The sequence below is a fragment of the Nocardia sp. CC201C genome, assembly GCF_030010695.1.
Taxonomy (GTDB): Bacteria; Actinomycetota; Actinomycetes; order Mycobacteriales; family Mycobacteriaceae; genus Nocardia; species Nocardia otitidiscaviarum.
The window spans coordinates 1-11,578 of record NZ_JASCXP010000239.1 but is presented as its reverse complement, the minus strand read 5'-3'; the positions used below and the strand labels follow the sequence as shown (position 1 = coordinate 11,578).

Annotated in this window: 10 protein-coding genes and 1 pseudogene; 8 read left to right on the top strand and 3 right to left on the bottom strand. The window is 69.2% G+C overall.

Annotation, left to right across the window (positions count from 1 at the left end; all coding sequences use genetic code 11):
* Positions 1-660 (bottom strand): hypothetical protein (locus QK444_RS22895; RefSeq protein WP_282783524.1); only part of this gene is annotated, 660 nt, incomplete at its 3' end.
* Between the two features lie 1,329 nt (positions 661-1,989).
* Between QK444_RS22895 and QK444_RS22890 the strand changes: the two genes are divergently transcribed.
* The 5 genes from QK444_RS22890 to QK444_RS22870 all read left to right on the top strand — a co-directional run bounded on the left by QK444_RS22890 (position 1,990) and on the right by QK444_RS22870 (position 6,765).
* Positions 1,990-3,543 carry a hypothetical protein gene (locus QK444_RS22890; protein WP_282783526.1) on the top strand — a complete coding sequence of 518 codons (1,554 nt, stop codon included), beginning with the start codon at positions 1,990-1,992 and terminating at the stop codon, positions 3,541-3,543.
* Positions 3,540-3,848 (top strand): transposase, encoded by a 309-nt coding sequence (locus QK444_RS22885; protein ID WP_039815235.1) that lies wholly within the window; start codon positions 3,540-3,542, stop codon positions 3,846-3,848. The genes QK444_RS22890 and QK444_RS22885 overlap by 4 nt, the downstream gene beginning before the upstream one ends.
* Positions 3,849-3,937: 89 nt before the next feature.
* The gene (locus QK444_RS22880) at positions 3,938-4,486 is read left to right on the top strand and encodes a hypothetical protein (RefSeq protein WP_282783521.1); all 549 of its coding nucleotides are present in this window, start codon (positions 3,938-3,940) and stop codon (positions 4,484-4,486) included.
* 36 nt (positions 4,487-4,522) lie between these two features.
* Positions 4,523-6,382 carry a TraM recognition domain-containing protein gene (locus QK444_RS22875; protein ID WP_282783519.1) on the top strand — a complete coding sequence of 620 codons (1,860 nt, stop codon included), beginning with the start codon at positions 4,523-4,525 and terminating at the stop codon, positions 6,380-6,382.
* The gene (locus tag QK444_RS22870) at positions 6,379-6,765 is read left to right on the top strand and encodes a DUF4913 domain-containing protein (protein ID WP_282783517.1); all 387 of its coding nucleotides are present in this window, start codon (positions 6,379-6,381) and stop codon (positions 6,763-6,765) included. The genes QK444_RS22875 and QK444_RS22870 overlap by 4 nt, the downstream gene beginning before the upstream one ends.
* Positions 6,766-6,893: 128 nt before the next feature.
* On the opposite strand, the gene QK444_RS22865 is transcribed toward QK444_RS22870, so the two are convergent.
* Positions 6,894-7,448 carry a hypothetical protein gene (locus QK444_RS22865; protein WP_039815232.1) on the bottom strand — a complete coding sequence of 185 codons (555 nt, stop codon included), beginning with the start codon at positions 7,446-7,448 and terminating at the stop codon, positions 6,894-6,896.
* A gap of 468 nt (positions 7,449-7,916) precedes the next feature.
* Positions 7,917-8,807 (bottom strand): peptidylprolyl isomerase, encoded by an 891-nt coding sequence (locus QK444_RS22860; protein ID WP_282783513.1) that lies wholly within the window; start codon positions 8,805-8,807, stop codon positions 7,917-7,919.
* 148 nt (positions 8,808-8,955) lie between these two features.
* On the opposite strand from QK444_RS22860, the gene hisS reads away from it, so the two are divergent.
* The 3 genes and pseudogenes from hisS to QK444_RS22845 all read left to right on the top strand — a co-directional run.
* Positions 8,956-10,230 (top strand): histidine--tRNA ligase, encoded by a 1,275-nt coding sequence (gene hisS, locus QK444_RS22855; RefSeq protein WP_282783511.1) that lies wholly within the window; start codon positions 8,956-8,958, stop codon positions 10,228-10,230.
* 246 nt (positions 10,231-10,476) lie between these two features.
* Positions 10,477-11,124 carry a hypothetical protein gene (locus QK444_RS22850; RefSeq protein ID WP_282783509.1) on the top strand — a complete coding sequence of 216 codons (648 nt, stop codon included), beginning with the start codon at positions 10,477-10,479 and terminating at the stop codon, positions 11,122-11,124.
* A gap of 197 nt (positions 11,125-11,321) precedes the next feature.
* Positions 11,322-11,578, top strand: a pseudogene (locus QK444_RS22845) (M13 family peptidase); the annotation flags it as partial.

The window sequence follows — 11,578 nt, the reverse complement described above, 5'->3', positions numbered from 1 at the left end:
GCCACGGGCGGTGCGGCATCGGATACCGACGTCCGGGACGAGACCCGTGCGCGAGGCGCGACCGGGCGATCGGATGCGACCCCGCCGGAAGCGGAGGGCGTGCGGAGAGAACATCGGCGACACACCGCAGCGGAACATGCTGGTGCGGCAGCGGCTTCGGCTGGTGCGGCAGCGAAACCCACTGTGGCCCAACGCGAGATCGAGGTAGGTCCGGCAGCGGGGGCCGCACACGGCGCGATCGCGCTCGGTACCGCGGCGACCGTGGACCGCGATGACGCGCGCGATGCGGCGGTAACCGATGCGGACCAGGCGGGAATCGGACCGGCCCGTACCGGCGCAGTGAACCCGGAACCGACAGCACGGGACAGCCGCCGCGAAACCGCTCCCGCCGGTCACGAGCGCGATATCGGCGGACTTGCCGATCCCGGTCGCATCGATACCGAGCGCGCTTCCGGTCGCCTCGATACCGAACTTGCCGATTCCGGTGCCGATGATGCTGAGCTCGTCGGGGGTGAGCGCGGCGAGCCGGAACCCGCACCGTTCGATGAGAACCGCACGGCCGCACCCGCCGTGCGGCGGCAGCGCGACGACGAGCCCACGGGCGGGGCGGAGTTCTCCGTCCGAGAGTGCCGCGATTCCGGTGCGATTCGGCGTGGGCACGGAAAAACCGGCATGGACTCGGAATCGGAGCAGCCTGCTGACGTATCCCACTCCGCCGCGCGCACGGCGGTCGCCGAGGTTTCCGGCGCTGATGCGCGTGGCCCGGTTGCTGACGGCTCAGGTCCCCGGTCGCGCGAGGTGGCGCCTGGCGGGGCCGCCTCTGACGCCTGTGGTCCGGCGGCTGACGCTTCCGGTCCCGACGCACGTGAGGCGGTCGCCGACGCTACCGGTCCCGACGCACGTGAGGCGGTCGCTGACGCTTCCGGTCCCGACGCACGTGAGGCGGTCGCTGACGCTTCCGGTCCCGACGCACGTGAGGCGGTCGCCGACGCTTCCGGTCCCGACGCACGTGAGGCGGTCGCCGACGCTTCCAGCTCCGATGGACGTGGTCCGGTGGCCGACGGCTCCGGTCCCGAGTCGCGCGAGGTGGTGGCTGACGGGTCCCGTTCCGTGGCGCGTGGTCCGGCGGCGGATGCTTCCGGTTCCGACGCGCACGAGGCCGGTGCTGCCGGGGCCGGGGGGCGTGGTACCGAGGGCGCGCGGCGGGTGGAGCGTGTGGGGGAGCGTCGTGGGCATCGAGAGGTGGAGGCCGCTGTGCGTGATCGGCGTGTGAGTGAACAGCCCGGACGGGAGCGTCGGGAGGAGGAGCCGGCGCGGCGGGAAGGGCGGCGGGCCGGTGCTCCGGGACGGGAGCGTCGGGAGGCGGAGCTCGCGTCCCGACGGCGCGGGGAGGACGGGGCACGGGAGCTGCGTGCAGCCGACGACGGTGCTCGCGAGCGGCGGGATGGGGAAACCCGGCAGCGGCCGCGAGCGGAACACCCGGTGCGTGAGCGCGGGCGGGGTACGGATCTGCCGGAAGGGGAGCGCATGCGCAAGGCGGAACCGGGGCGGGATCGTGCCAAGGACGCCGGTGGGCGACGCCCCGTCGAGGGGGATCGACAGCACGGCCGCGAGAACGGACGCGGGCGGGCCGTCGAGGGCGACCGCGTGCACCTGGGTGGACGCGCCGCGACACCCCGACGACCGCGGCGGCCCCGCCACGAAACCCCACCGGTCGAACGGACCGGCCGCGGCCGCCGAACCGGCCGGGGCGCGGACAAACCCGACCGGGCCGCACTGGCGGCTGAGCGCGCCGAGCAGCGGCAGCGAGCCAAGGCGCGCAAGGGCGGCAAGCAGAAGCAGTCCGGTCCGAAACTGCTCGACGACTCCACCCGTGCCCGGCTCGAGGCCGTCGCCCGGGAGAAGAACGGCCTCGGCGCGGCCTGGGCGGCGTTCCGGCTGCACACCGACGATCTGCGCCGCCGCAACTTCGCCGCCCGCGTGGAGCGCATGGAGTACGGCAGCCACGACGAATTCGACCGCACCACAGCCCAACTCACCGACCGCGGCTATCTCGGTGAGGGCGGCGGCCGGATGAACGTGATCGGCCGCCCGGTCGAATACCGCGCCACCACCGCGCAGGTTGCGGGCCTGTGGCCGTGGTCGGTCGGCGCGGGCGCGCCACTGATCGGCACGCCGCTGGGGTCGCACCTGCACACCGGCGCTCCGGTCTGCTTCGACCCCATGAACTGGTTCATGCGCGGCAGCTTCATCACCGCGCCGAGCCTGTTCGTGCTGGGCCTCAACGGTTTCGGCAAATCCTCGCTGGTGCGCCGCATCGTGCTGGGCGGTGTCGCACAGGGCATCACCCCGCTCATCCTGGCCGATGTCAAGCCCGACTACCGCAAACTGGTGGAGTTGGTCGGCGGCCAGGTCATCGATCTCGGTTACGGGCACGGCAAACTCAATCCCCTGGCCGCGGGCGTGCTCGGCTCCATCGTCCCTCGCTTGTCCGAATTGCCCGCTCTGCAAACGCAGGTGGTGCAGGAGATGCGCGCCCGCCAGGTCACGCTCATCGCCGGTCTGGTCGAACTGGTGCGCGGCGCCCGGGTACGCGACTACGAGGAAACCCTCATCTCCACCGGCCTGCGCATCCTCTACCGCGAGGGCAGCGGCTTCACCCCGGACCAGCCGCCCATCCTGGAGAACCTGCTCGAGGTCATCGTGGCGGGCGGCGACGAGCTGAAACTCGATGCGGGCGCGGACGACGACACCGAGTACCAGAACGCCATCAAGGGGCTGCGCCGCTCGCTGCGTGCGCTCACCCAGGGTCCCTTCGGCGCGGTCTTCAACGGCCACACCACCACGCCGATCGACACCGCAGCCACCGCCGTCTGCATCGACGTCTCGCATATCCCCAACGGGGACAAGAAGCTCAAGGCCGCTGTCATGCTGGCCTGCTGGGCCGACGGTTTCGCCTCCGTGGAGGCGGCCCATGTGCTGGCCGACGCGGATATGGGTCCGCAGCGCTACTTCCAGGTGGTCATGGACGAGCTGTGGCAGGTGCTCGGCCTGGGCGACTTCATGGTCGACCGCGTGGACGAGTTGACCCGTCTGCAACGCAGTATCGCCACCGCGCTCATCATGATCAGCCACACCATCAAGGATCTGCAGGCGCTGGGTTCGGAGGCGGCCATCGCCAAGGCACTCGGCTTCCTGGAGCGGGCGCGCGCCAAGATATTCGGCGCGCTGCCGGCGGAGGAGATCGCGCGGCTGGATTCGACGGTGCCCTTCACTGCTGCCGAGGAGGAGATGGTGACCAGTTGGTCCGCGCCGCAGGCGCTGACGGGTGAGGCGCTCAAACCGGGCCAGCACCGCCCGTCCGCACCCGGTACCGGCAAGTTCCTGCTGAAGATCGGTGAGGACCGGCGACCCGGCATCCCGTTCCATATGGAGTTCACGCCCTCGGAGCGGGAGAGCGGCATCCACGACACCAACCAGCGTTTCAGCGAGTTCACCGAATCCACCTCGCACCGTGGCTCGGACGAGGAGGGTGCCGCATGATGCCGCATCGGTCGTACCGAAGAGTCTCCCCGGAGGTCCGGCAGGCCGCCGTCGAACAGGTCATCGCGCTGACGGGCAAGCTACGCAGCGAATCCGAGGCGTGCCGGGTGGTGGCCGATCAGATCGGCGTGCACACCAATTCGGTGCGCAACTGGGTCCGCGCCGCCGAGGGACCGGGCCTGGAGCGCATGGACGCCACCGCGCTGCGCCGCAAAGTGGCGCTGCTGCAACAGCAGTTGGCCGCCGCCGCCGAGATGAACCGGACCCTGGTCGAAACCCTCAACGACGCCAAGCGCGGCATATGACGGCATCCGGCACCGGACACGCCGACTCGGGAAAACCGCAGGTATCGCCCCGCGACCGGCGGGGACGACTAGCCTGGAACGGTAGTCCGGTGAAACGCGCGAACCTGGTGGTGATGCTGGTGGCGAGCGTCGCGGTGTTGGTCGTGTCCTGTGGTTCCGACGGCGACGATCCCGGATCCGCGCCGGGCTGGAGTCCGCCCACGTCCACCACCAGGCTGTTGGAGGAGGCCCCGGCTCCCGACCCGTCGACCCCGGAGGGGGTCGCGGTGACGGCGCTGCACGAGATCTTCACCTGGCATCCCGCCACCGAGGGTGAGGGCGCGGCGCTGGCGCGGGCGCGGGAATGGCTCGGTCCCAGCTTGATCCGTACCCTGGACAGCACAGCGACCGCGGTCGAGACGCCGAAGGCGACCGTGCGGTGGGCCGAGTGGAGCAGCGCCGGCGCCACCGTCGAGGCATTCACCTTCGCCTCCGGCGTGGCGGCGCCGGGCACCGACCCGAACCGGCAGCAGTACAAGATCGGCATCGAACAGACCGTCGTGTACCCGGACGGGCGGCGCGAACCGCTGCCGCCGACGACGGTCGTCGCCACCGTCGTCCGCACCGCGGACGGCTGGCGGCTCGACGAATTCCGTTGAGCGGCAACGACTGACAGGTCATCCCAGGAGGCAGAGATGGCGAAGAAGAAAGTGCAGGATCCGGCCGTACCCGGTCCGGATGCGACCCTGTATCTGATCTACGCGGGCTTCGCGCTGTTCGGAACCCTGTGGGTGGCCCTGCAACTGGGCAATCAGCTCTCCACGCCCCCGCAGGATCTCCCGATCAACCCGATCGCCCTCGGGTTCGGATTGGGCCGCGGCGAGCTGACCTGGCCCACCGCGTCCACGGTCATCGTGGTGCTGGTGGTGCTCGCCGCCGTGACCTACCTCGTGGTCAAGCGGAAGATGAAGACGCGCAAGTCCGTCGGCCGACTGGCGGTGGACGACAAGGCCGACCACATGGGCAGCGGCAGCGCCATCGGCCCGCTCACCGAGGCCGGGGTGCGGGACAAGGCCAAGCAGCTGGGCATGCGACTGGGGCGCGACGACACGCCGGGCGTCCCGATCGGCGTGGCCGTCGCGGACGGCCAGATGGTGTACGGCTCCTACGAGGACCTGCACGTCGACATCTGGGGTCCGCGCCAGGGCAAGACGACCTCGCGGGTCATTCCGGCCATTCTCACCGCCATCGGTCCGGTGCTCACCACCTCCAACAAGCGGGACGTGGTGGACGCGACCCGGGATGTGCGCGAGGGCAAGGGCAGTCGTACGTTCGTCTTCGACCCGCAGGGCGTCGCGGACGAGGAACCGACCTGGTACTGGGACCCGCTGGCATGGGTGGACGCGCACAGCCCCGGGTGTGAGGTGCGCGCGGTACGCCTGGCCGGTCACTTCGCCGACGGTGACGACAGCTCCGGGCCGCAGGTCACCACCGACTCCTACTTCGATCAAGAGGCCGAGGACCTGCTCGCCGGCCTGTTCCTGGCCGCCGCCGTGGACAACCGACCCATCATCCAGGTGTGGGACTGGGTCAACAACTGGCGTGACACCGAGCCGGTGGAGTTGCTGCGCCGCGCGGGCCAGCACTTCATGGCCTCCGGTCTGGCGCAGCAGTTCAACGTCGACGACCGCACCCGCAGCGGCATCTTCGGTTCCGCCAAGAAGATGGTGCGCTGTCTGAAGCTGTCGAATGTGCACCCGTGGATCACGCCGGGTGACACCCGTACCCGGGACGGCCGCACCGTCAACCGGATCCAGTTCGACGAACTCGAGTTCATCGAGGGCAACGGCACGCTCTACAGCCTCTCCCTGGAGGGCCGCGGGTCGGCGGCGCCGCTGGTCAGCGCCCTCACCGAGGCCGTGATCGACGTGGCCACGCACAAGGCGTCGCGCTCGCCGGGCGGTCGCCTGCCCATTCCCATGCTGGCGGTGCTCGACGAGGCCGCGAACGTGGTGCGCTGGAAGGATCTGCCGAAGCAGTACTCGCACTTCGGATCTCGCGGCATCGTGGTGATGACGGTGTTGCAGTCCTGGGCGCAGGGTGCGCGCTGCTGGGGCGTCGACGGCATGGAGGCGCTGTGGGCCGCGGCCAATATCAAGGTGCTGGGCAGCGGCGTGGACGACAACAAGTTCCTGCAGGAGCGCTCCGAGCAGATCGGCGAGTACGAGACCATCTCGGCCTCGGTCTCGGAATCCAAGGGCGGCAAGAGCTATTCCCGCTCGCTGAGCTCGTCCAAAACCTTCAATGTGCACGCCCTGGCCACTCTGCCACGTGGGCGCGCCATCGTATTCTCCTCCGGCACACCGCCGGTACTCGTTCGGACCGTGCCGTGGTGGGAGGGCGAGTACGCTGCCGAAGTGAAGAAGTCGATCGCTCACCACGATCCGTCTCCGCACAAGAAGACCGAGATCGCCGACCTCATCGGCGCTCCCTCGCTGATCAAAGCGCCTCCGGGGCACGACGCCGGACAGATTGAGGAGGTCAGGCCGCTGTGAACGAACAGCAGCAACAGCCGATGGTCTACTCCAGCGTGGTGGAGTTCGTGGAGAACTACCTATCCCTGGTGTACCGGCGGCAGGTGACCGATATCAGCGATACGGTCTGGTGCCCGGAGTGGTGGAAGCACGCGGAGGCGGTGGCCCGGCTCGACGCCATGTGGCGGGCATGGGAGCACTACCGCCTGGACGGCAAGACCGGTCTGTCGGTGTGGTTTCTGGATCACGCGGACCCGCATATGGCGAAGCTGTTCGACCCCAAGGGGCCGTTCAAGTATTGCAGTGTGCGCAACGGGCACAAGGATATGCTGACGCCGCTGCCGCTGAAGTCGCCGCAGCAGGGCCTGTTCAGCGATCCGACCATGGGAGATTTCCGGATCTGAGCCGGAGCCGGGATCATGCGACCGAGCGCCGTCGCCGACTGGCGGATCGTCTGTCGAGAACGGATCCGATCCGCCTGAGCGCTCCGTCGCACTCCCCGACCAGTAACCGAAGAAGGATCAGCGCCGCGTCAGGAACGCACGCGCTGTAGTCCCCGAGCTTCCTGTTCGCGAGCCCGCCGCTGTACCGCCGCGGCCTCCTCCTGTCGAGCCCGTACCGCGTCGGCCGCCGACTGCGCCTGCCCAACCTCGAGCAGCATCCGCACGGCGGCGAGCTCGGGTGCGATGCCCATGCGAGTCAGGTGCTGCGCCAAGGCGGCACGCCGCTCCACGGAATCGTATCGAACCAACGGTTTGGACATCGCTGCCTGCGTGGCGGCCATGCGGGTGGCCTCGGCCTGCGCGGCGAAACGGTCCTTCTCCAGCGAAACGCCCTTGTCCAGCGGTGGCTTCTCGATCATGCGAGCGAGTTCCACATTGCGTGGATCCTTGGCCTTGGAGTCAGCGGCCTCCCGGAGCTGACGCTCACGGGCTTCCTTCTGACGGGCCTCGGTAACCTTGACGCGGGCTTCCGCTTCTTTCTGGCCACGTTCCCGGGTGCGCAGCGCGACAAGTGTCGCGAGCTGCAACATTTGCCTCATCATCGCCGCGGTTTCGCGGCCGATGTCGTCGAGTTCCTCGGCCATTGCCTGCTCCCCGATGCTGCAGTGATCACTATGGATGATTGTGGTGCTTCGTCACGGACATCGCCACACGAACGGTGGTTCGGGTAGCGGTGTCCCGCCTGCAAACGTGGACACCGGGAGCACTCGAGGCGCGGCACTTGCCCGGTGGGGGTCGCCCGATGGGATTACTACGCCGCTTCGTACTCCGTTCTATGAGGTTACCAGCGAGAACTCGGATACCGCCGTACGCGCGCGTCGCTATCCAGCATATATCGCACAATTCCGACATGAACCGGAAAACTTCGTATTTTCTTTGGTTAGGAAACCCTTACGCCGAAGGTTCGATCATGGGTTTCGGGCGGGTCGCCGTAAAAGACCCGGCCCCGGCGCACCAGGTGCGCCGGGGCCGAATGTCGCTGGTGGTCAGTCGATTCCGCAGTACCCACCGGGTCGTTCGTTTAAACCCGCGAGCGGTACCGATCTGTCGGATCAGTCGATCTGCACCGACTCCAGGGTGACCTGTAGGTTCGGCTTACCGCCACCCGGGCTGGGCTCCATCGAGCCGTCGTCGCCGGCGTCGGCGATCTTGTCCAGGGTCTCCAGACCGGTCTCGTCGATGGTGCCGAAGATGGTGTACTGCGGCGGCAACTGTGAATCGCCGAAGACCAGGAAGAACTGGCTGCCGTTGGTGCCGGTGCCGTCCGGGCTGGGGCCGCTGTTGGCCATGGCGATGACGCCGCGCTGGTACTTCACCGGCACCGACTGGGCGGTCGGGTCGCCGGGGGCGTACTGGTCCGTCGGGTACTCGTTGTCGAAGGCGTAGCCCGGACCGCCCATGCCGGTGCCGGTCGGGTCGCCGCACTGCAGGATCTTCAGACCCGACGTGCTCAGTCGGTGGCAGCTGGTGCCGTCGAAGTACTTCTGGCTGGCCAGGCTCGCGAAACTATTGGTGGTGCAGGGGGATTCGGCATTGTTGAGGGTCAGGCCGATGGGGCCCTGGCTGGTCTGCATGCTCACGCTCAGCGTGGCGTCGTCGCCGGTGGTCCGGATGCCCTCGGCGCGGGGCTTGTCCACCGGGCGGGCCGCCTCGCCCGAATCCCGATACGTGCAGTTCACCAGTTCCGGCTTGGGCGTGGCCGACGGGGGCGCGGAGGCCAGCGACGCCTCCGGGGTCTCCGACGTGGTAGCGGTGGTGGCCGTATCGTCGTCACCACGGGTCAGGTAGTAGATGCCGACACCCGCCGCCACCGCCACCACGACACCCAAGGCCGATGCCGCGATGGTGAGCTGCTTGCGCTTGCGGGCCCGCGCGGCCCGATTGGCCAGTTGACGCTCCAGCTTGCGTTTCGCCGCAGCGCGTCGCTGTTCATTGCTCGGCACTAGGTGGTCCCTCCGTGGTCGGTTGTATCGGCATAAGAGTGTGCCATCAGTTCCTGAGGCCATCCTGTACAACCGCCGCACGAGCCCGCGAGGTCGGGCCGGGTAAACCGGTTGGACTTGCGAAATACCGGTTTGGAAGACTGGAGACGTGACCGATACCAGCAGCTTCAAGGCCCCGAAGGGTGTCCCCGATTACCTGCCGCCGACCTCGGCGGAGTTCGTCGCCGTGCGCGACGGCCTGATCCGCGCCGCGCGACTGGCCGGGTACGGGCATATCGAGCTGCCGGTGTTCGAGGAGACCGCCCTGTTCGCCCGGGGGGTGGGCGAGTCCACCGACGTGGTCAGCAAGGAGATGTGGACCTTCGCCGACCGCAAGGGGCAGAGCTACACGCTGCGTCCCGAGGGGACGGCCGGGGTGATGCGCGCGGTCATCGAGCACAATCTCGACCGTGGGCAGCTGCCGGTGAAGCTCTGCTACGCCGGGCCGTTCTTCCGCTACGAGCGGCCGCAGGCCGGTCGGTACCGCCAGTTGCAGCAGGTCGGCGTGGAGGCCATCGGGGTCGACGATCCGGCCCTCGACGCCGAGGTCATCGCCATCGCCGATGCCGGATTCCGCGCGCTCGGACTGACCGGGTTCCGGCTGGAGATCACCTCCCTCGGTGACGAGACCTGTCGTCCGCAGTACCGGGAGCTGTTGCAGGAGTTCCTGTTCAGGCTGCCCTTGGACGAGGAGACCCGCCGCCGGGCCGAGATCAACCCGCTGCGCGTGCTCGACGACAAGCGGCCGCAGGTGCAGGAACTGGTGGCCGACGCGCCGCTCATGATCGACCACCTGTCCGAATCGGCGAAGGCGCACTTCGACCAGGTGCTCGGCCTGCTCGACGCGCTCGGGGTGCCGTATGTGGTGAATCCGCGCATGGTGCGCGGACTCGACTACTACACCAAGACCACCTTCGAATTCGTGCACGACGGGCTGGGCGCGCAGTCCGGCATCGGCGGTGGCGGCCGCTACGACGGGCTGATGGCCCAGCTCGGCGGGCAGCCGCTCTCCGGTATCGGCTTCGGCCTGGGCGTCGACCGCACGGTGCTGGCCCTGCGGGCCGAGGGCACGTCGGCCGGTGACGCCGCCAGCTGCGACGTCTACGGCGTCCCGCTCGGCGATATCGCCCAACAGCACCTGGTGGTGCTGGCCGCGCGACTGCGCGCGGCCGGAATCCGCACCGACCTGGCCTACGGTGGCCGCAGCATGAAGAGCGCCATCAAAGCGGCCGACAAGTCCGGCGCCCGCCTGGCGCTCGTGCTCGGCGACCGTGAGGTGGCCGAGGGCGAGATCGGCCTCAAGGACCTGCGCACCGGCGAGCAGCGCCAGGTCGCCCTGGACGATGTGGTGGCGGAGGTGACCGCGGCGCTGGCCACCGAGTGATATTCCGGCGGTCGGCGCGGGGGTTTCGTGGTGCCGAGTGGTGCGGTGGGCGCGGGTCATTCGTGGAGCCGGGTGAACGCGGGCGTGGGTTTTCGTGGAGCCGGGTGAACGCGGGCGTGGGGTTTTCGTGGTGTCGGGGTGAAGGTGGGCGCGGGCGGTGGGGATGCTGGTAGCGTCCCGGTCGGTGTGCGGGCCGCTGTGTCCGCGCGGACGTACACCCACCCTCACCTGGACGAATGCGCACCCGTGACTGAACAACCGAATGTCGAGCCCACCCCGGCGGTGGGGCTGGACCTCATCGCTCCCGAGATGTACGCCCCCGCGCTGCGCCGTTTGGCGCTCGCCGCGCTGGGGGTGGGGATAGGCGTCGGCCTGCTCTCGGCCCTCTTCGTGAGCTGGCCGATCGCGCTGGCGGTGGCGCTGGTGCTGGGGCTGCCGACCGCCCTGTACGCACTTGCCGCGCAGCGCCGCCGAATGTCGCTGGCGGGCACCGTGATCCACGCCCAGACCTGGCGCGGGAAACATACGCTCGATATCGCGGCCGCCACCGGTGTGGAGGTGCTGGTCTACTCCGGCCGCCTCAGCCGGGTGGTGCTGCGCGTCACCGCCGCGCCCGACACCCGCATCATCCCGCTGGCCATGTACACCGACGCCGGGGGTGGCCGCGAACTCCACCTGCTGGGGCTGCGCCGCCTGGCCGACGCCCTGGCGGCCTGCCCGCTGGCCGCCGCGCTGGCCGTATCGGGCGTGCTGGTGCACCAGTTGCGGGCCGAGGCCCGCGACGCGGTGGCCGAGGAGCGCCCCCTCTACCGGGCCGCCCGCATGGTCCGTGACCGCGACGCGGTGCAGCCGGTGGTACTCAGTGATCGCGATATCGCCGAACTCGTGAAGTAGTCGAACAGCCCAGCCGTAGACCGAAGCAAGCCCAGCCGCCGTGGCGCAACCAGTCTCGGCCTCGGGGCCGGGTCAGGGTCGGGTCAGGGTGGAGATCATCCGGCAGCCCGATCCCACCGCGACCCGCCGTCCTTACTGTCGTGAATATGACTGGGCGCGACAGAGTTTCGGGAGAGCATCCGCACAGACCCTGCCGGTTGGACCGGCGTCGGTTCCTCGGCACGGCCGCGGCGGTACCGCTGCTGGTGGCCTTGGCCTCATGTTCGTCGGCCGCACCGCGCCGTTCGACCGGACCGGATCTGACCGGAATGGACCCGGCCGTCCGACCGCAGGATGACCTGTACCGACATGTGAACGGCGCGTGGTTGCGCGAGGTCGAACTGCCTCCCGACAAACCGGCCTACGGCGCGTTCGAGGAACTCATCGACGGCACCGAGGATCGGCTGCGGGAACT